Origin of the sequence: Alistipes onderdonkii (genome assembly GCF_025145285.1) — a bacterium.
GTDB lineage: Bacteria > Bacteroidota > Bacteroidia > Bacteroidales > Rikenellaceae > Alistipes > Alistipes onderdonkii.
The window spans coordinates 38,478-58,247 of record NZ_CP102251.1 but is presented as its reverse complement, the minus strand read 5'-3'; the positions used below and the strand labels follow the sequence as shown (position 1 = coordinate 58,247).

General features: G+C 51.2%; 13 protein-coding genes. 2 read left to right on the top strand and 11 right to left on the bottom strand.

Annotated elements, in window-relative coordinates:
- Positions 1–113: 113 nt before the first annotated feature.
- The 9 genes from NQ559_RS00245 to NQ559_RS00205 all read right to left on the bottom strand — a co-directional run bounded on the left by NQ559_RS00245 (position 114) and on the right by NQ559_RS00205 (position 17,270).
- Positions 114–1,436, bottom strand: a complete 1,323-nt coding sequence (locus NQ559_RS00245; protein WP_004291471.1) for a sigma-54-dependent transcriptional regulator — start codon at positions 1,434–1,436, stop codon at positions 114–116.
- The gene (locus NQ559_RS00240) at positions 1,429–3,747 is read right to left on the bottom strand and encodes a hybrid sensor histidine kinase/response regulator (RefSeq protein ID WP_004291467.1); all 2,319 of its coding nucleotides are present in this window, start codon (positions 3,745–3,747) and stop codon (positions 1,429–1,431) included. Before NQ559_RS00240 ends, NQ559_RS00245 begins: the two co-directional genes overlap by 8 nt.
- Positions 3,747–5,672, bottom strand: a complete 1,926-nt coding sequence (gene tet(Q) / locus NQ559_RS00235) for a tetracycline resistance ribosomal protection protein Tet(Q) (protein ID WP_004291466.1) — start codon at positions 5,670–5,672, stop codon at positions 3,747–3,749. The genes NQ559_RS00240 and tet(Q) overlap by 1 nt, the downstream gene beginning before the upstream one ends.
- Positions 5,673–6,329: 657 nt before the next feature.
- Positions 6,330–12,146, bottom strand: coding sequence for a helicase-like domain-containing protein (locus NQ559_RS00230; RefSeq protein WP_018697152.1), 5,817 nt, complete (start codon positions 12,144–12,146; stop codon positions 6,330–6,332).
- A complete protein-coding gene (locus NQ559_RS00225; RefSeq protein WP_004304266.1) occupies positions 12,136–12,588 on the bottom strand; it encodes a DUF1896 domain-containing protein in 453 nt (150 codons plus the stop codon). Before NQ559_RS00225 ends, NQ559_RS00230 begins: the two co-directional genes overlap by 11 nt.
- A 162-nt stretch (positions 12,589–12,750) precedes the next feature.
- A complete protein-coding gene (locus tag NQ559_RS00220) occupies positions 12,751–14,838 on the bottom strand; it encodes a type IA DNA topoisomerase (protein ID WP_004291456.1) in 2,088 nt (695 codons plus the stop codon).
- Between the two features lie 60 nt (positions 14,839–14,898).
- Positions 14,899–16,470 carry a DUF3945 domain-containing protein gene (locus NQ559_RS00215; RefSeq protein WP_004291455.1) on the bottom strand — a complete coding sequence of 524 codons (1,572 nt, stop codon included), beginning with the start codon at positions 16,468–16,470 and terminating at the stop codon, positions 14,899–14,901.
- Between the two features lie 20 nt (positions 16,471–16,490).
- Positions 16,491–16,841 (bottom strand): helix-turn-helix domain-containing protein, encoded by a 351-nt coding sequence (locus tag NQ559_RS00210; protein ID WP_004291454.1) that lies wholly within the window; start codon positions 16,839–16,841, stop codon positions 16,491–16,493.
- Positions 16,842–16,844: 3 nt separating this feature from the next.
- Entirely contained in the window at positions 16,845–17,270 is a 426-nt protein-coding gene (locus tag NQ559_RS00205) for a helix-turn-helix domain-containing protein (protein ID WP_004291432.1), read from the bottom strand.
- A 138-nt stretch (positions 17,271–17,408) separates the two neighbouring features.
- On the opposite strand from NQ559_RS00205, the gene NQ559_RS00200 reads away from it, so the two are divergent.
- Both NQ559_RS00200 and NQ559_RS00195 read left to right on the top strand, forming a co-directional pair.
- On the top strand, positions 17,409–17,708 hold the full coding sequence (locus NQ559_RS00200) for a helix-turn-helix domain-containing protein (protein WP_004291426.1): 300 nt from the start codon (positions 17,409–17,411) through the stop codon (positions 17,706–17,708).
- Between the two features lie 31 nt (positions 17,709–17,739).
- On the top strand, positions 17,740–18,045 hold the full coding sequence (locus NQ559_RS00195) for a helix-turn-helix domain-containing protein (RefSeq protein ID WP_004291424.1): 306 nt from the start codon (positions 17,740–17,742) through the stop codon (positions 18,043–18,045).
- A gap of 77 nt (positions 18,046–18,122) precedes the next feature.
- Here the strand turns inward: NQ559_RS00195 and NQ559_RS00190 are convergent, their stop codons facing one another.
- A complete protein-coding gene (locus NQ559_RS00190; RefSeq protein ID WP_004291423.1) occupies positions 18,123–18,485 on the bottom strand; it encodes a hypothetical protein in 363 nt (120 codons plus the stop codon).
- An 11-nt stretch (positions 18,486–18,496) separates the two neighbouring features.
- Positions 18,497–19,732 carry a site-specific integrase gene (locus NQ559_RS00185; RefSeq protein WP_004291422.1) on the bottom strand — a complete coding sequence of 412 codons (1,236 nt, stop codon included), beginning with the start codon at positions 19,730–19,732 and terminating at the stop codon, positions 18,497–18,499.
- Positions 19,733–19,770: the final 38 nt, after the last annotated feature.

Sequence of the window (19,770 nt, the reverse complement as noted above, 5' to 3'; positions counted from 1 at the left end):
TTCGCTTGAAACGCCTTGCGGTCTTATCCTATATGTTGGCGGCGAAAAGCTCCTGCCAATCGCCGTTTTTCTCAAATGTTATGCAAAGATAGCCAAATTCAGTGAATTACGGGCTATGATTGCTTGAATTTATATTTAAGTCCATACTCTTCAAGTTTGCTGTATAGTGTTGTCCTGCCTATGCCGAGCAGTTCTGCGGCGACACTCCGGTTGCCGTTTGCCTGTTTCAACGCACGCAATATCCGCTCCTTATCCTCCGCGTCATTGCGCAAGGCGAAGCTGACAGTAGAGGTCGGTTTCGTCACGGCAAGTTCCAGATGCTCTTTCATGACAACACCTTCCTGCGCCTGCAATACAGCACCCATAACTTTCTGCCGAAGTTCCCGCACGTTGCCCGGCCATGCGTGTGTCAGCAACGCTTTACGTGCTTCGGAACTGAACCCGCTCACGCTACACTCCAGCTCTCTGTTTGCCATATCACGGAAGAACTCTGCCAGCGGCATAATGTCTTCTTGACAGTCACGCAACGGAGGAACGGTTATCCCGAAGTCGTGCAGGCGGTACAGAAGATCCTGCCGAAAACGCTTTTCATTCACCGATACCTCCAAATCTTCATTGGTAGCAGCGATGATGCGGACATTGAAATTCCGGTCTGCCTTGTCTCCGACCGGGCGATACCGCCTCTCCTGTATGGCACGGAGCAACATCTGTTGGGTTTCCAACGCGAGGTTTCCTACCTCGTCCAGAAACAACGTGCCGCCTTCCGCCTCATGGAAATATCCTTTCTTGGCATTGTCCGCACCTGTAAATGCACCTTTGACGTGTCCGAAGAAAGCCGACGGTGCAAGCTCTTTGGAGAGTGAACCGCAGTCCACCGCCACAAATGGCTTGCCTGCACGTTTGCTCTTGTCATGCAACAGGTGGGCAATATGCTCCTTGCCCGTGCCGTTCTCACCAAATATCATCACGCTCATATCGGTGGCGGCTACCAGCCTTATGCGGTGCATGATTTTCTGAAAGGCGGAACCTTCACGGGCGAATATAGGCATACGGCGTTGTCCTGCCTGACGTTCTTTCAGTATGGAACGGATCAGGGGGACAAGTTTATCCTCCACAAGCTGTTTGGGAATATAGTCTATCGAGCCGAGTTTCATGCTTTCCACGGCGGTATTAACTTCGGCGTAGTCGGTCATAATGATGAAGGGCTGCATCTTTCCCTCCTTTCGCATCCAGCACAAAAGGTCTATGCCACTGCCGTCAGGCAGACGCAGGTCGGCAACCACGATATCATTATCTGTTGCCTGTTGCAGATGTTTCTTCGCGGTTGAGAGGTGGTAAGCCTTCATATTGCGGTAGCCCTCCCGTGACAGCATATTGCAGACATATTCGCAATACACGATGTTGTCTTCCACCACAATTATTTTTGTCTTATTCATCTTCGTATTTTCTCCTTTCCTCTTCTGCCAACCGTATTATTTCCACTCCCTTATCCAGCACGGCAGTCACGGCATGGCTTAACGCTTCACCATCCGGGAGAGCATCGCCACGAAGCAATCCGTAAAGTACATTCAGCGGTTGGTCGGCACGGAGCACCTCCCACGAACTGCGCAGGTGGTGGATCAGGGAATCCAGCTTTTGCAGGTCTTTTTCTTTTGCTGCATCCCGTACCGCCTGCATTTCCTTTTCTGTTTCAGTTATCAACTTTTCCAGCATGACGGCTTCATTGCCATAGGACAATAAGGCGGAAAAGTCCGGTTTCCCGTCCGGTGTCGCTTTTATGGCACACCTGTCGGAAACCTCCATCAGTTCCGATATGGAGAACGGTTTGAACAGGCATCCGGCAAAGCCTTTTGCCAATAGTTCCCCTTTGTTACAACTGCCCGAAGCGGTTGCCACAACCACCGGGATTGTTGGTGAATTGCCCACGTTGGACGAACGCAACAGTTCCAGCAATTCGAAACCGTTTATATCGGGCATATTCAAGTCTGTCAGCAACAGGCTGTATTCTTTCTGGCGTATCATTTCCATCAGTGCCGCAGCATCGGTGCAAGTGTCGCAGTGTATTCCTTCTTGGGAATACATCTCTTTCAGCATCAGAAGTAATACCTCATCATTGTCAATGGCGACAACATCATGGAATTTATTGTTATGATAAACAGGTGTATTGCTTGTATATCCAAGCTGTTCTTCAGCTTCCTGCATAGAAATTTCAACTGTGAAACGACTGCCTTTCCCTTTCTTGCTGTCTAAACGGATTGTTCCGCCAAGCATCGACACAATATTACGCATTATGGCAAGCCCAAGCCCGAAACCCTCCTTTGCGGCGGCATTTGATAGACGTTCAAACGCACCGAACGCTTGTTTCTGTTCCTCTTCTGTCATGCCTGTACCTGTATCTTCAACGACCAGTGTCAGAACTCCATTATCATATTCAGTAATCAAAGAAACACCGCCTTCTTCTGTGAACTTGACAGCGTTTGACAGCAGGTTATTCCCGATTTGTATTATTCGCTCTTTGTCGGTCAATACAATGGCATCGTGTCCAGTCTTCACGGACAAGGACAGCCCTTTGTTCACGGCAACAGGCATGAACTCCGTTTCAAGTGTGTGCGTGATTGCTGAAATCCGGCAGGGTGACAGACGGGGCTGTTCCTTGCCGTTGTCCAGGCGGAAGAAGTCAAGCAAAGTGTTAAGCATATCCCGCATACGGTCGGAGGATTGCAGTATGTTTTGGATATACTGCCCGGACTTATCCTCACACTGTTCTTTCCGTATCAGTCCGGCATAGCCTGTTATTGCTGTCAGCGGTGTGCGCAGTTCATGGGTGATAGTATGTACCGCCTTCTTCCTTGACGTTATCAGTGCCTCGTTCCGTTGTACGGATTGTTCCAGTTGCCTTATCAAATCAGTTGTCTTGTGCTTGTATTGTTTAATGCTTTTTGCATCACGATGTATGATGATGTAGGAAATTAACAACAATAGAAGAACGAATCCCATTAAACCGCCTACTTGCATAAATGACTTTTCACGCATGGCAACTATTTCGTTTTCCCGGCTTTGCAGTTCGGTTTGTACCTTTTCTTCTATTTGGCAAATCAATTCTTGCAGTTGTCTGTTAAGTTCTGCATTACGAGCTGCAAGGCTGTCGGCTTGTTCCGACAATTGGCGATCCTGCACTTTCTGTTCGCTGATTACGTTTCTATTGACCGAATGAAGGATAGTGGTTGATACTGCTGGAGTTACTTCCTTTTTTTTGCCGAATATGCCTAAGAAACCTTTTCGTTTTGGCTTTTTGGACTGTTCCTGCACACTTTTCTGTACAATAACCGGAATTTGATTGGCTATCTTCTTGTTAATAGATTGTTGTTCATCCATTAACCGGACTATCTGGAACATCTGTCGTTCCTTATCCTCTAAAAGACTGCGCACACTATCGATGCGCTCTGCTGGATAGGTGGCCTTGAAACGGCAGAGCATACTGTCCATTGCCATACGCCGTGCATGGTAATGCTCGATATCTTTATCGTTCCATTCCAGTATTGTTTCACCCAATAGAGAAAATTTTATCATTTGAATATTGATATTGTTTATTTCTTTTCGGAGCTCGTCTATTTTTTTATTGCCAAGTTCTAATGCTTCTATCTCCTGCCATTCATAGAGGCTATTATATGCCATACATCCGATAAGAATGGAGATAAGTATATATCCCAACCGTATTGCCTTATAGAAATTTCCTGACCGCTCCATTATTTTAATGACATTGATTTTTGGAACATGAATAAAAGTTTATCTTTTTCGTTCATGCGGATATTATCAGAATAACCGTCTTTTGTTATTTGATACCCACATGGCTTAACCATAAAAATGCCTAAGCCCTTAGTGTACGAACTTACTTCTGAGGCATAGTCTTTACTTGTATTTAATGGAACTTTCCCTTTAATATGACACCACTCATTATTACAACTGATGTCTTCAATCTCAGACATCAGTTTTTGCAAATCTGTAATAGCTTTGGAACTCGCTACTTGGGGTATCTGCAACTCAAAACAGAGCATCGGTTCGAGAATGTCCACACCTGACTGTTGCAAAGCCAGCCTGAAGACATAAGGGGTCAGCTGTCTGAAATCAGCAGGTGTACTTACCGGGCTATAATACTCGGCTTGAGTAAAAGTTACTTTCAGATCTGTCACTTCCCATCCATGTAAACCAGATTGGCAAGACATACGAATCCCTTCAAAAACGGCATTTTGAAAAGAATGGTTCAGATAACCATAGGAGATGTCACTTTCGATTTGCAACCCTGCCCCTAACGGTAAGGGTTCAAGAGTCAGCCCTATTGTGGCCCAGTAAGGGTTGGGTGGTACTTCGATCTGAATAATCTTATTGACCTTTTTTATAGGTCGTTCTTTGTAGATAGTCTTGATCTCATCAAAATGGACCTTTACGGAAAATCGTTCTTCCAGCAATGTCTGTATGATTTCCTTTTGGGTCAAACCATATAACGAGATTTCCAATTCATCACTATATGAGTTTATGGAAAAGGACAAAGACGGGTCTTCAATCCACAATGTATTCAGAGCGGATATCACCTTGCTTCTCTCTTCGGGCTTATTTGGCCGGACGGAGGATTTGAGAGCGGGATGCTGATGAGATAATCCTTGAATCAAACAAGGTTTAGCACCTAAATAATCTCCGATTCGAAAATCTTCTATATCTTCTACAATCGCGATATCATTGGCACCCACTTCATCAACATTTATCTCTCTGCCCTGATAAATAGTCTTTAGATTTTTAATCTTGATGAATTTTTCCGAATCGTTGATTCTTACAACGTCTCGAAGTCTCAGACTTCCGTCAATTATTTTAAGAAAACTTCTTTTATGCCCTTTGGGGTCATGCTCTATCTTATAGAGATAAGCTGAAAGTCTGTTTGAGACTGATGCCGGAGGAAGTATAAAAGAAGAAATGGCGTCCAACAACTCATTGATACCGATATTGAACATTGCTGATCCATGTAGCACCGGATAGACTTTGGCTTTTGCCACAAGAGCGATTATCGTATTCCAATAATCAGCCGGTGAAATTTCGCTATCCGCCAAATATCGTTCTAATATATCGTCGTCATGGTTGCATACAAATTCTTTGTATTCTTCCTTTATATATGTTTGGGAGCAAACCGGATAAACCGATCCATCGACAACAGTTTGCATAAACAGGACATCTTGCGACAGATTTGTTTTTATATCCATATACAAACGCTCCAAATTCACACCGGCACGGTCAATCTTATTGATAAATATAATTGTCGGGATTTGCAGCTTTTGTAAAGTACTGAACAGCAACTTTGTCTGCGCTTGTATGCCTTCCTTTGCGGATAAGATGAGGACTGCTCCATCAAGCATTTTGAATGTCCGCTCCACTTCCGCAATAAAATCCATGTGTCCCGGAGTGTCAATGATATTGCATTTCACTCCATTCCAGATAATAGATGTCGTAGAAGCCCGGACAGTAATTCCTCTACGTTTCTCTATATCCATAGAGTCCGTTATGGTGTCACCATTATCCACACGGCCGCACTTTTCCGTTGCTCCACTGGCAAACAGCAGATTCTCGGTTACGGAAGTTTTTCCTGCATCAATGTGAGCAAGAATTCCTAAATTTATAATATTCATTTGGATTAAGCAATAATATACTACAGTAGATGCATTGTCGAAACGCACCTTTTAATACCTCCTCGTAGCATATGAGAACTACAGGATTACTAACTCGTATTAATATGTATATTATTACTGCCGCATAACGATTACAAAATTACACAAAAAAATATATCTAACAAAAGTGGGAGGATTTTTTAACTTTTTACCATAGACATTTTATTAGGGAAGCGTAGGTTCAACTGGCAAGTACAAATAAGTAGAAATGTTTGAACAACACCGTTTTAGGAAGTTGAAAAATCAAGTTTCTCTCTCGGTATAGCGTTTATTTTGGCCAATATCTTCTTTAGTTTAGCATTTGTGTATTTCCCATTCGTGTTCTATTTAGCTCCTTATTATGAGTATGTAGCAAGTTACTTATCAAATTCAGCCTCTTTGAGGGTCAAATATGGTTTTGCAAATGGTGACTGACAAGACATAAACAAGGTCAGCAGGAATTTTTTACATAAATGGACATGAATGTATATAACCTAAAATAAGAATAAATTTTAATAAGGGCTGCCCAAAAAGAAAAAAATGCAGTTGCCATCCTATAGATACTTGCAGAAAGGATAAAATTTACTTTTAGACCTTTTGGGATAGCCCTTATTAATACTTCAGATAAAATTCCTTAGGTTATATTTTCAATCCTTTGGACCGGGTTTCCTCCTTGGCATACAGTCCCGGACGCCCGATTATGACATGGTTGGCAACGATACTATCCGCCGGACTGCGTATCTGCGGCGGTGCATTTTCGGGATATTGCGCCTGCCTGTTCCTCACATCTTCCGCTTCCGGCTTGAGCTGTTGCCCTTCATTCTCCTTTTCTGCGACTTCGGGCGTGGGTGGCGCAAGCTCCAGCTGAATTTTTCGGTCAAGGGCGGCAAGTTCGGACTTCAACTGCTTCAGCTCGTCCTCCTTCTTCCACACCTTACCCGCTATCTCCTGTAACTGCGGTATCTCCATCTCCAGCACCTCGTTCTTCGCCTTGTACTGGTCGATGATGGAGGGTATCCTCTCCATCGCGTTGAGGAAGTTGCGGGCGGCGGCCAACGGGTCAGCCATCGCCAGATGCCCGTTGTTGTAGGTGTACTTGTAGTTCCCCTCGACCACGAAGCGGTTGTCGGTGAACTCCAATCCCTCTTTGAGTATCCTTTCGCTCACCACCTTTATCGGAAAACCGTAAAGTTCACCGACCTGCGTGTACAACCCTCCGGTCGTGGCATTCTTGGCTATCTCCTGCAAACGCTTTCCGATGACCTTCTCATCGGCGGAATCCACTCCGTCCACCTTTATTATATTAAGGCGGTTGCCCTCCTTGTCGGTCTGCACCACCGACAGGAAGCGGTTCCAGTCCTCCGTCATGGCATCTATGAAAGCCGTGTTGTTGCGCAACTCGCCGGTCTTTGACTCCAGCTTGAACTCCGAATCACGCTTGCCCTTGTTGAACGACTTGCGTTCCCCTTCGAGCGATGCGATCCGCTTTTCCAGTTTCGCCTTGTCCAACAGGTCGGTATTGCCGGAGAGCAACGCCATGTATTCCGAGAAATTCATGCCCGATTTTTCGTCCATTGCCCCCTCGTCGATGGTACGCGCACCCATCGCACCGCTTTTGAGCTGGCTTATGAAAGTCTGCTTGCAGTGCAGGAGGTTGAACTTGTAGCTGTCCAGTGACTTCTCCACCGCGTAGATGATTACATCCACGTTGTTCCCGGCGAAATGTTTGGCAATCTCATTACCTGCCCTAACTCCGCGTCCGTCACGCTGTTGCAAGTCGGACGGTCGCCACGGCGTATCGAGATGATGGATAGCCACACACCGTTTCTGGGCGTTCACACCCGTTCCGAGCATAGAGGTAGAGCCGAACAGCACACGCACCGTCCCGGCGTTCATGGCGTCTATCACCGCCTTCCGCGCCTTGTCGGTCTTGCACTCCTGAATGAAGCGCACCTCGCTTGGCGGTATACCGTAGTCCTCCGTCAGTTTGCGCTTGATTTCCGAATAGACGTTCCACCCGTCGCCCGGCTGGTATGTCCCCAAATCAGAGAAAACGAACTGCGTGCCTTTCTGGGCGTCGTATTTTTGATAATACTCCGCGATCATCTTGGCACAGTGACTCGCTTTGTTGTCGGGATGATCTTCGTAATTCGGGTCTATCATGCGCATGTCGAGTGCCATTTTCCGGGCATAGTCCGTGGCGATGAGCATCTTCGCCTTTTCTTCCGTTTCCGAAAGCGGCAGCCTGCCCAACAAGGTGGCATCGCCCGTCTTGGCGAACTGCATCAGTTTCTGTATGAAGTCCTCCTGTTCCGGCGTGGGCGGTATATGGTGCAGTATCTCGTTCTTGGCAGGACGGTCAACGCCCACATCCTCCGCCGTGCGGTAGTCCGTGATTTCATTATAGAAGGCGGCAAGCTCCGGCACTTTGATGAAGTAGCGGAAACGCTCCTTCTGGACCACATTGTTCGTCACGTTAAATTCAAAATCCGTCGTCTTCTTGGCAAATATCGCCGCCCAAGCGTCGAAACACCTTATGTCCTGCCGTTCCAGCTCCTTCGGGCGCAGGTACTTGAACAGCAGGTACAATTCAGTCAGTGAGTTGCTGATAGTCGTGCCGGAGAGGAAGGTCGCACCCAAGTCTTTTCCTGTGCGCTCCTGTATGGTGCGTATGGCAAAGAGCATGTTAAGTGCCTTCTGGCTTCCCTCGCTGTTTCCCAATCCCGCCACACGGTCGTGGCGCGTGTTGAAAGTCAGATTCTTGAACTGGTGGCTCTCATCTATGAAGATGTGGTCGATGCCCATCTGCTTGAAATCCACCACGTCGTCCGTGCGTGACTTTATGGCGTGTTCCACCTTCTCCAGCTTCGCTTCAAGGTTGTGCTTGCGCTTCTCCAATCCTTTCAGCATCGCCCGCGACACGTTCTTTCCCTGCTGCCGTAGCACTTCGAGGTTTTCCTCCACCGTGTCAAGCTCTGCTTGCAGGATGCGCTGCTGCAATTCCGGCGACTGCGGTATCTTGCCGAACTGGTCGTGCGACATGATGACGCAATCGTAGTCGTTGTTCTTTATATTATTGAAGAAGCGCACACGGTTGGCGGTCGAAAAGTCCTTCTCCGAAGCGTACAGAATACGTGCGTTGGGATATGCCGCCTGATAGGTGGCTGCAATCTCCGCAACGTTGGCTTTCAGCCCGATAATCATCGGCTTGTGTGCCAAATTCAGACGCTTCATCTCATGCGCGGCGATGCACATTATCAGCGTCTTACCGGTTCCCACCTCGTGGTCGCAAATTCCGCCGCCGTTCTGTTTCAACATCCAGACGCAATCCATCTGTGAGGGATAGACGCTCTTGATACCCCGGCTTGCCAGCCCTTTCAGGTTGAGGTCGGGAAAGGTCTGATGGGAGCCGTCGTAGCGCGGGCGCACGAAACAGTTGAACTTGCGGTTATACATCGTCACAAGCCGCTCCTTGAACTGCGGCGACTGCTCTTCGAGCCATTCGGAGAAGCCGTTTCGTATCTCGTCAATCTTGGCGTTGGCGAGTTGTATTCCCTCGCTGTCGCGCATCTTGATGTCGTTGCCATGCTCGTCCTTGCCGATGGACTTCATCATGTCAGGGCAGGTGTTGTGCAGGGCGTGTTTTAGGAGGTGCATACCGTCATAGTTCCGGTAATACCCCTTCACCAGAAACTCGTCCGTGATTTTCATGGTGCGGTAGCCGCACACCACCGAAAACTCGTCCATGCTTGCGGAATAGGCGATTTTCACCTCCGTGTCGAACAGCCGGCTCATGTAGGCGGCATAGACACCCGTCGGAATCCAGCGTTCCCCGAAATTGAAGTCCAGATCCTCGAAGGCGATGCGCTGCGGCTCGGCATCTTTCAGAGCCTCCAACGCCTGCTTCACCTCCGGCATACGCTCATTTTCGGGATTGTCACCCATCCATGCCTCTATGCGTTCCGCTTTCTCTATGACATTTCCGGCGATGAAACGGTCTTTGATTTCGTAACCGGTCACGAGCGGATTGTAGTAGATGCGCCCTTGCAGGGCAGTGAGCAAATCCTCCGCCGTGCTGTCGGTTATCTCCCGCATATAGTCGAGATTGACCGTACCATATTTGTTGAGCGACGCAGACAGGGCTTCTTCGGGAGAGCCTACGTTGGCATGGCTCTCCACCGCGAAGGAAACAGGATGCTCGAAGATGTCCGCCTTGACGAACTTTCCGTTTTCCATCCGTTCCAGCGAAAGGATGTCGCGCCCGCCCGCATCCATCATCACTAACTTCACGTTCTGCTTGGCGTTGAGGTTGCCGTAGCGCATGACAAACTCATCGTAACAGGTATTCAGATGCTCTCGCCACGGAACATTTGCCTCGCGCCGGAGCGATTCATAACGGTACAGACGCTCGTAGGCGTCACGCAGCGACACATACAACAACGCCTTTTCCTTCTGGTATCCTTTCAGGTCGAGCGGCTGGAATGTCGCCCCGTATGGCGTGATGTCTTTCAGGTAGCCGATGTTATGACGCCCCCGGTCAGCCACCAGCGACCCTTCGCGCAGGTGCATCTCCGGCGTGCGGTGGTAGGCACGCGGAGAAAGGTCCACGACTTCCTCCTTCGGCTTTTCCGCTTCGATGTCGGGGAAAAGGAAAGTCCCCACCGCTTCCGATGGGGTATCTGTAACGGCAGGTGCGGCGACTGCCTCCGGCTGTGTTTCCTCCTGTCGTGGCTGCTCACGGGAAGTTTCCGGCACGGCTTTCACTTCCGTCTTTTCCGCCACTTGTTTCTCGTTATGCTGCCTTGCCAGTTCCCGAAGTTCTTTCCTACGCTCCGGCGTCAAACCCATCATCATTTCATAGGAACCGTTGATGGGAGGATTGGTATCCCAGTCCAGTGTGGCATAGATGTCGTCCGGGTCGGCAGGCTTGGCGGTGTTCTCCGCTTTCACCTCCTTATTCTCCATTGCGGGTTTTGCAGTTGGAGCTGTCGGTGTAACCGTGACTTTCGGTTTGGGCGGAGTGGACTTTGCCGTAACTGCCTTTTTCACCGTCTTTTTCTTTTTGGAGGTTTTCGGTTGGCTGACCTCTTCCGTCATCCCCCAGAGGTCAAGCAGGGTGAGCTGCACGCCTGCGGAATATTGCGGGCGCGGTTCTATCTCCGGCTTTTCATCTGCGGGTTGCGGCTTTTCTGTCGGAGTTTCCACCGTCTGCGCCGAGGATACTGTTTCCAATTTTATGGCAGGACGCTCTACTTTATTTTGAACGGCAACTTTTTCTTCCGTTCCTGCCTGCCGGATTGAACCCGAATACAAGCGCATGGCAAGCCTGTAATGGAAATCCTCGTCGAGCATACGGCGCAAATCCCCGGCGATGCCTGCTGCCTTGCCCTCGTGCAGATAAACCATAGCGGGCTTCCCGTAGGGGTCTGTGTCAAGTTTCGCCATCGTATGCACGATGCGTTCCGGGTGGTGGATGAAATAGGCGTTGTCGGTCAGGGCGGTTTTCGTGTCCGTCTGTATCACGGTCATCAGCCGCTCGTCCTGCGACATTTCCTTCTTGCTGAGGTTCTTTTGCAGGACAATCAGGTCACTGCCCACCTCCGTGCCCGCGTTGTCCGTGAACAGGTTGTTGGGCAGGCGTATCGCGGATACCAGATTGGCCTGACTGAACAGCTCGTTACGCACGGAGGTCTTGGTGCTATTCAATACCCCTTGCGAGGTGATGAACGCCACGATACCGCCGTCACGCACGGCATCCAGTCCTTTGAGAAAGAAATAGTTGTGGATGGTTTTCTGGGCGGAGCGTCTGCCGAAAGAGTCGCTCCGCTGAAACTCCGCGTCGAACACGGCAATGTCACCGAACGGAATGTTGGACACCGCCAAGTCGAAATAATTGTTGAACGGTCTTTCGATTTTCTCAAAACCGCAGGTGCGCATTTTCTGGTCGGGATAGAGATGCCTCAAGATTGTACCCGTGAGCAGATCCTTCTCGAAAGCCATCACATCCGCATTGGGGCTGTGCCGCAGCATGGAATCCACGAACACGCCGACACCTGCCGACGGTTCGAGCATACGGGCGGGGCGGACGCTGTAATCTGCCAGCACGTCCGCGATGGTGTCGGTTATCTCTTTGGGGGTGTAGAAAGCGGTCAGCACGGACGCTTTCAGCGAATCCACAAACCGCTTGTACTCTGTTTCGTCCTTGCTGTTCTCACGGATAAGCCTGTGCAGCTCCACCGTCGGGGCGAACAGTTCGAGGTCGGATTTCGCCCACCGGACGGCATCCGTCAGTTCCTTTGCAGGGTTGAGGATACATTTCAGACCGCCGAAACCGCAGTACCTTTGAAGTATGGCACGCTCTTCGGTTGTCGCTGTCCTATTTTCCCTGTCAAGGATGAATGCCGTCCGTATCGCCTCGATGTTGTCCCGCAGTTTCTGTTTGCGGTTAAACGCCATATTCGTCTAAGTAAAGGACGGTTGCTCCCGTCAGCTCCGTGTAGAGCAGGTCGTAATCGGAAGACAGGGCGAAATTGTCATCCGAGAGGTCATAGACGGAGAACACGTTGCCGACAAGCGGCAGCAGTTTCAGGACAAAGGCTTCACGCTTCTCTTCCGGCACTTCATCGGCAAACTCGTTTTCCACGACTTCGCGGAGGATGGCGTAACGGGAATAATGCAGCCCGCGCAGCAGCGTGTCCATCGCCAGTTCCTGCGCACCATCGGCGGGATAGCCTTCAAGCCGTGCCCTCTCATACGTTTCGGCGGCACGGTCGGCCCGTTCCCGTATGAAAGCGGTGTCGTCAGCCTGTTCAAACTTGTTCGTGCGGAGATAGTCCAGCAGGTACAGACCGTAATAGGAAAAGTCGGTCTGACCCTCGTTTTTCTTCTTGTTGTTCATTACTTTGGATTTAGCGGATTGATAATTAACGGGATAATCGGTTGGAAAAAGGAAGAAAAAGGCACTCGGTATCCCTCCGAGTGCCACCACTAAATCCAAAGTATGAGTGTAATCCGGTATCGAAGAACAATTCATTACTCTGAACAAGTGGCAAAGTTAATACTATTTCTTCCGTCCTGAAAATTTCTTGTCCTTTTTAGCCTCCGGGAACACAAAAGTCGTGTTATATTCCCCGTCAAAGGCGACAACAGCATCGAAACTCTTGCCCTGTTTGCTCTTGAACCCTTTGAGCAGCTTGGTATGCCCTTCGGTGAGCAGGTCTTTGATTTCATCGTCGGACAGGGTGCGTCCCGCTTTCAGCCGGAACACGGGCAGTCCGCACTCCGTGTTGTCGCAGCGTACCACCTTGCCGTAGAACCGCATCCTGCCCGTGCCACACTTGGGACACGCGCAGCCGGAGTCACGGCTGCCGAAGAGCTTGTCGCACGAGATCAGTTCGGAGGTTATCTCACGTGTGTACGCCTCTATCTCCTTGCGGAAGGTGTCGTCGGACAGTTCCCCGCGCTCGATACGCGCCAGCTCCTTTTCCCATTCGCCCGTCATGGCAACATCGGCGATGCGCATCGTCTTGACGACGGAATTGAGGGCAAGTCCTTTTTCGGTGGGAACAAGCGACTTCTTGCAGCGTTCCATGTAACCGCGCTTGAAAAGCGTTTCGATGATGGAGGCGCGTGTGGCGGGAGTACCGATGCCACAGTCCTTCATCGCCTGCCGCAGTGCGTCGTCCTCAATTTCCTTGCCCGCCGTTTCCATTGCCGAGAGCAGGGTGGCTTCGGTATGCAGCGGCTTGGGTTTGGTCTTTCCTTCGGTAATGGACGAGCCTTTCGGTGTCAGCGTGTCGCCTTCCTGCCAGCCGGGGATGGTAATTTCCTCTTTTTCCTCGCCATAGACGGCACGCCATCCGGTTTGCTTCACGACGCTGCCTTTTACGGTAAACTCCACTCCGGCACATTCCGCCGTGACAGTGGTCACATCCTTGACGCATTTCTCAGAGAATGCCTCGACCATGCGCCCGGCAATCATCTGATAGATGGTATTGTCCTCTTTGGAGAGGAAGAGCGGTTTCTCACCCGTGACGAGCAGGGCATGGTGGTCTGTCACCTTGCCGTCGTCCACGCTGCGGCGTGTCGGGGCGGCTTTTGCCCGCACCTTGTCTTTCCATTCGGGCTGTGTGCCGATGAAAGCGAGCAGTTTGGGAATTTCGGCAAACACGTCTTCGGGGATGTAGCGGCTTCCCGTTCTCGGATAGGTTATCAACTTCTTTTCGTAGAGTTTCTGCGCGATTTCAAGCGTCTGTTCCGCCGTGAAGCCGTGCTTGGCGTTGGCTTCTTTCTGGAGCGTGGTCAGGTCGTAGAGCAAGGGAGTTTCCTCCGTCTTCTCCTTGCGCTCGGCTTTCGTGACAGTGGCGCAACCTGCCGCCTTTACCTTATTATATAGTTCCATCGCCGGTTCTTTCTCTTTCCATTTCTCGGAGGATGAGAATTTCACGACTTCGCCGTCGCAACCGTCCGTTGCGATATGGAGCTGCCAGAATGCTTCGGACGTAAAGCGGCGGTTCTCCCAGTAGCGTTCACATACCATAGCCAACGTTGGTGTCTGCACCCGCCCCACGGAATACGTGCCGTGTCCGGCGGCGATGGATAACGCCTGTGTGCCGTTGATGCCCACGAGCCAGTCGGATTCGCTCCGCGCTTTGGCGGCGAGGTAGAGGTTGTCGTATTTGCTGCCGTCTTCGAGTTTCCGCAGTCCCTCGCGGATAGCTTTGTCGGTGAGAGAGCTGATCCACAGGCGCACGAAAGGAGTGGTGCAACCCGTATAGTGGTAGAGGTAGCGGAAGATAAGCTCTCCCTCGCGTCCGGCATCGGTCGCCACGATGATATGTTCGCTTGTGTCGAACAGTCTTTTGATGACTTTTATCTGCGACACCACGCCGCTGTCGGGCTTGTAACCTTTCTCCGTCCTGACCTGACGGGGGACGAGCGTGAATGTGTCGGGAATAATCGGGAGGTTGTCACGGACAAATCCGCGCACGCCGTAGCCGTCGGGCATGGCAAGCTGAACGAGGTGTCCGAATGCCCATGTCACGGCATAACCGCCTCCCTCGAAATATCCTTCCTCTCTCTTTGTCGCGCCCACGATGCGGGCGATTTCACGTGCCACGGAGGGCTTTTCTGCAATGATTGTCTTCATGTCTTCTTCTTTTTTGTTGATACTTTGGATTTTATTTTGGATTCAGTGGCGGACACGGGATTACATTTTCATGCCCTTGCCCGTTTTCTTCTGCGGCTTCTCCTGCTGCTGTTGCTGGCGGGCGTCCTTCGGGTTGGTCTGACCTTTCTGCAACGGCTCTCTCAGATTCTTTGTAGCCTCGTTGGTCTTGCCATCGTTGTTCACCGCCACCTGCGTGCGGCTCTCGTTGGACGGAGCAACCTGCTGTGCATTGTCAGGGTTCGTGTCGTAGCGGTACGGGCGTCCCTTCTCCGGGTTGAACTTGATATACATCGTGGCATGGAAGCCCTGCTTGTCGGTCACGTTCTCCAGCTTCACGGCTTTACCCGCCACATAGTCGGCTTTCTGCTGGTCGGTGAAGCTCACGCCGCTCCATTTGCTGATGGGGCGGATGCTGCCGTCCTCGTTCGTCCACGTGTTGCGGCGTTGCTCCTTCTTGGTCTGTGCGGCATTTTCCCCGCCCTGCGCCTGACTTTTCGATGTGTCGCCTTTGGTTTCCTGTGTCTGTGCGGTACGGGGCGACTTGCCGGTTCCCGGCACGAACTCCACGCCGCGCTGCTCCACGTTCACTTGCAGGGTGGTGACGAACTTTCTGCCGTCGTTGCGCTCGATGAGCTTGTCGCGTACGGGCAGTCCGGCGCGGAGCATGTCCCGCTCCTGCGTGGTGATTTCCGTCTTGCCGATGCGCTCCGGGATGCGCACCCTGCTTGCCGGAATGTCCGTGATTTCATTCGTCTTGCGGTCGATGCTGATGTAGGAGGGGATGATCTCGCCCGTTTCCCTGTCCACAATGTCCACGACCCTACCGAGATTGCCCGTTTCGCGGAGGTTCTTCCGGTCATTGTCGGAGAATTTGTGTTCCTTGTACTCATCCAGCTTCTGCTCCTTGCGGATGAAGTGCGGCACGAGGCTGATGTTTCCCTCACCGTCCTTCTTGAAGGAGAGGCGGGCGTCCAGCTCGAATGATTCGCCGCCGAAGGTCGGTTTGACCTTTACCAAGTCGGACTTGCCATAGTTGAGCATCTTCGTAAGGTCGCCGGACTTTTCAAGGTTGTCCCGCTTTACGCCCCATCTGTCCTCCAGCTCCTGCCAGTTGATTTTACTCTCGTCGATGGGCTGGTAGCCACGTTTGCCCTGCATCTGTTCGGATTTGTCCTGTTGCTGTTCTTTCCGTTGTTCCATGTTCTCCTGTTTTTGAGGTTCTTGTTTCTCTGTCTGTTGTGCTGCCATCTCTTCCTGCACCTTCTTCTCATAGTCGGAGGTGTCCACCTTGTGAGGGGCGAGCAGCTCCTTGTTCGCTTCGGGGTCTTTCAGCAGTTGCTTCATCACCTCTAAGAGATTTTCAGCTTGGTCTGCCGCAATGCGGTAGAAACCGAAGCGGCTGGGTTCCTTGCACTGCCGGAAGAAGTTCTTGAAGAAGTTGTCCAGCACGTCGCCATGTCGGTCGAATTGCAGGAAACTCTGCGCGTTCTCCGCTTTTGCGGGGGTGCGCTTGGGTGTGCCGTCCGCGTTCAGCCCGGCTACCACGCTGATCTCGCCTGTCTTCTCGTCACGGACTACCAGCACGTCCTTTTCGTCTTTTTTCTTTGCCATCTGAAAAATGTTTTAATGGGTTATTTATGAAAGAAATTATGGATACGAGCCTTGTAGAAGGCTATATCTTCCTTTTTGAAGTCCTTGATATGGTTGGAAAGGAATGTCAGCACGTCCTCCTCGCTGTAATAGGTCTTCTTGCCCAGCGTCTTGTAGGGCAATGCGCCTACGCTGCGGTAGCGTTGGAGGGTGCGTTTGCTTATCTGGAGCAACATGCACAAATCCTGATTGTCGAAAAGGCGGATGCTTTCCGTGATAGTGGGCTGTTTCCCCTCAGCCTTCATCGCCAGCAGCAGTTCGTCCTGACGGTCGAGCCGTTCCATCAGCTTCTGCATCCAGCCCTCGAAGTTGTTTCGTGTGAGCAGTTCCATGACCTATGTCCTCCTTCCTTTTGGTTTGCCGCCCGTGCGCAGCGTGTGGTTGTGGAACAGGGTGTCTATTGTCCCTTCCTCGTTCCTTACTGTGTTGTCCTCCAATAGCCGCAGTATCTCGGAAAGGCGGTAGCGGCAGCTTCCGCGTACCACCACATACTCGATACGGTGGTCGGTGCGCATACGCTGCATGGTGCGCTTGCTCACGTTGAGCATCTTCGCCGCCTGTGCCGTGTCAAGCAGCTTGTCTTCGGTTTCCCGCTTCCGTTTCTTCTCGTCCCTTGCCTCGCGGATGTACCCTGCGATGTTCGCAATCTGCGCCATCATCTCCTTGTAGGCGGAACTTTCCATTGTTATCACTTTCATGTTCAGTCCTTTCTTTTTGTTTCTGCGACAAAATTCGGCAATAAACAAAAGGGGCTTTAACAACTCACTACGTGACTCACGTAAGATTTTTGCGGAAGATGGCTCCGTAACCCGGTCAAACGGCGCAACAGGCAGCCTTTCAGCGGAAAACGATACGTCTTGTATGCCGTTTCGTTACCTTTGCGGCAAACTCTAAATGACATGAATATGGAAATAGTATCTATCGAGAAAAAGACTTTCGAGATGATGGTGGCGGCATTCGGCGCACTCTCGGAGAAGGTCGCCGCCCTGAGGCGCAAAAGCGACACGGGGCGCATGGAAAGATGGCTCACGGGCGAGGAGGTCTGCGGGCAGTTGAGAATAAGCCCGCGCACGTTGCAGACGCTGCGTGACAGGCGGCTTATCGGCTACTCGCAGATAAACCGCAGGTTCTATTACAAGCCAGAGGAGGTGAAGCGGCTGATACCGCTTGTCGGCACGCTCTATCCGCACGGCAGATGATTTGATTTATTCACCCACTGAATCCGAAGTTATGATGAACGAGAACAACGATGTTTTTACGATGGAAGACGAGCCGATAGCCTCTGTGGTGCAGGATATGCGCAAAGGCTCGAAATGGCTGTCCGCATTTCTGGAAAGCTACCGTCCTCCGCTGGACGGGGAACGTTACCTGACGGACGGCGAGGTGTCGGAACTGCTCCGTGTGAGCCGGCGCACCTTGCAGGAATACCGCAACAACCGCGTGTTGCCCTTCATACTTTTGGGAGGGAAGGTGCTTTACCCGGAAACGGGGCTGCGCGGGGTACTGGAAGCGAACTACCGCAAGCCGCTGGAGTGAGGCGGTTTCATGAAAAAGTAAACGGGTGACACCTTTTGTGGTGCTACCCGTTTACTTGTCTTATGGGGTATGTGCAATCAGCAATACCCGGCTTTTCCGTTCTGTATGAACATCACGTATGTCTGCCGTTTCTCTTGTGAGAGTGCCTTTCCCACCAGCCATGTGCGGAACAGGTGGGTGTTGTAGGTATTCACCCTGAAAGCGACCGGGATGATGATTTCAAGGGCGTACACGTCCGCGTGCAGCCCGTTTTCAAGCTGCATGTAGCGGCACACCTCGTAGTCGTTCAGCACGTCCGACTTGCGGACGGCTCTGATGGCGGCGTTCACTGCCGGGACGGTCGTATGGAACAATCCGGCTATTTCGGTGGCGGTCATCCACACGTCGTTACCGGTTACGCTGACTGCCTTGTCCTCGATGATGATTGTGTCACGTTTCATGGCTTTTCTTTTTAGATGGTGCAACCTGCAAATTCCTCGACGCCGTTCAATCTTGCGGCAAGGTTCTCCATGTCCTGATTGAGCTTCTCTTTGGTTATCTTTGCGTAAATCTGCGTCGTCTTTATGCTCTTGTGTCCGAGCATGGAGCTGACCGTTTCGATGGGAACACCGTTGGAGAGGAATATCGTCGTGGCTGCCGTGTGGCGGCTCTGATGCCACGTGATATGCTTGGTGATGCCGCAACGCTTGGCGACGGCACGGATACCGGCAAGGCACGTGTTATAATGCGGAACGGGAAATATCCTGCCGTCCCCGCACAGTCCCCGGTATTTGCCGATTATGCGGTTGGCGATGTCGAGCAGGCGGATGTTGGACACCACGCCCGTTTTCTGGCGGTTGATGTTTATCCACTCGTGTTCGTCGAAGTAGGTGCGGATATTCTCTTCCGTAAGGTTGCGCATATCCGCGAACGACAGCCCCGTGAAGGCGCAGAACAGGTAGAGGTCGCGGTACAATTCCTGTTTGGCGTTTTTCAGTTTCCCCTCCATCAGCAGGCGGATCTCATCTTTGGTCAGGAAACTGCGTGTTGTTTCCTCCTTCTTGATTTCATACTCGCGGAACGGGTCGCGCGTCAGCCACTCGTTGTTGATGGCGATGAATACCATCGTCCGTAACGGGCAGACGTACAGCCACACGGTATTGGTGCAGCAGTGCTTGTCCGTGCGCAGGAACATCTCGAAGTCGGAGATGAAAGCCGGGGTAAGCTCTTTTAGGGCGATGTCCTTCACATGGTAGCGGATGTCGAGGAACTCTTGCATGTGCTTGTAAACGGTGCGGTACTTCAGCAGCGTGCCTTTGGCTTTCATGCCTGCCTCCACCTGCTTCTCGTAGTCCTCGTTGTGCTGGCGGAACACCTGCATCAGCGTGTGGTAGCGGTGTTCCAGTCCGAGAAAGGCGTTCTTCACCTTCTCCGCCGTGACGAAGTTGTCACGCTCCATGATTTCCTGATAATGCCTGTTGATGCGTACCCGCATCTTGTCAAGCATACGGTTCGTTTCGAGTGCCGCCGTGCTTCTGCCCGTGACACGTCCACCTTTGGTGTCCCACAGTTTCGGATCGACAGTCAGTTTGCAGCTGAACTGTGTCTGGCTGCCGTCCACCGTGATGCGTCCCATGACGGGAACTGTCCCGTCCTTTTTCACTACCTGACGCTTGAGGTAGTAGATTACTGAAAATGTACTCTTCATTGTCCTTAATTTTTGGGTTTCAAAATTAGTTGGTGAAG

Bases quoted from the DNA above. Each gene is read 5' to 3' on its own strand.
- NQ559_RS00245 (WP_004291471.1), bottom strand. From the start codon at position 1,436: ATGAATAAGACAAAAATAATTGTGGTGGAAGACAACATCGTGTATTGC.
- NQ559_RS00200 (WP_004291426.1), top strand. From the start codon at position 17,409: ATGAATATGGAAATAGTATCTATCGAGAAAAAGACTTTCGAGATGATG.
- NQ559_RS00225 (WP_004304266.1), bottom strand. From the start codon at position 12,588: ATGAACAACAAGAAGAAAAACGAGGGTCAGACCGACTTTTCCTATTAC.
- NQ559_RS00190 (WP_004291423.1), bottom strand. From the start codon at position 18,485: ATGAAACGTGACACAATCATCATCGAGGACAAGGCAGTCAGCGTAACC.
- NQ559_RS00220 (WP_004291456.1), bottom strand. From the start codon at position 14,838: ATGAAGACAATCATTGCAGAAAAGCCCTCCGTGGCACGTGAAATCGCC.
- NQ559_RS00240 (WP_004291467.1), bottom strand. From the start codon at position 3,747: ATGGAGCGGTCAGGAAATTTCTATAAGGCAATACGGTTGGGATATATA.
- NQ559_RS00230 (WP_018697152.1), bottom strand. From the start codon at position 12,146: ATGGCGTTTAACCGCAAACAGAAACTGCGGGACAACATCGAGGCGATA.
- NQ559_RS00215 (WP_004291455.1), bottom strand. From the start codon at position 16,470: ATGGCAAAGAAAAAAGACGAAAAGGACGTGCTGGTAGTCCGTGACGAG.
- NQ559_RS00185 (WP_004291422.1), bottom strand. From the start codon at position 19,732: ATGAAGAGTACATTTTCAGTAATCTACTACCTCAAGCGTCAGGTAGTG.
- NQ559_RS00195 (WP_004291424.1), top strand. From the start codon at position 17,740: ATGATGAACGAGAACAACGATGTTTTTACGATGGAAGACGAGCCGATA.
- NQ559_RS00210 (WP_004291454.1), bottom strand. From the start codon at position 16,841: ATGGAACTGCTCACACGAAACAACTTCGAGGGCTGGATGCAGAAGCTG.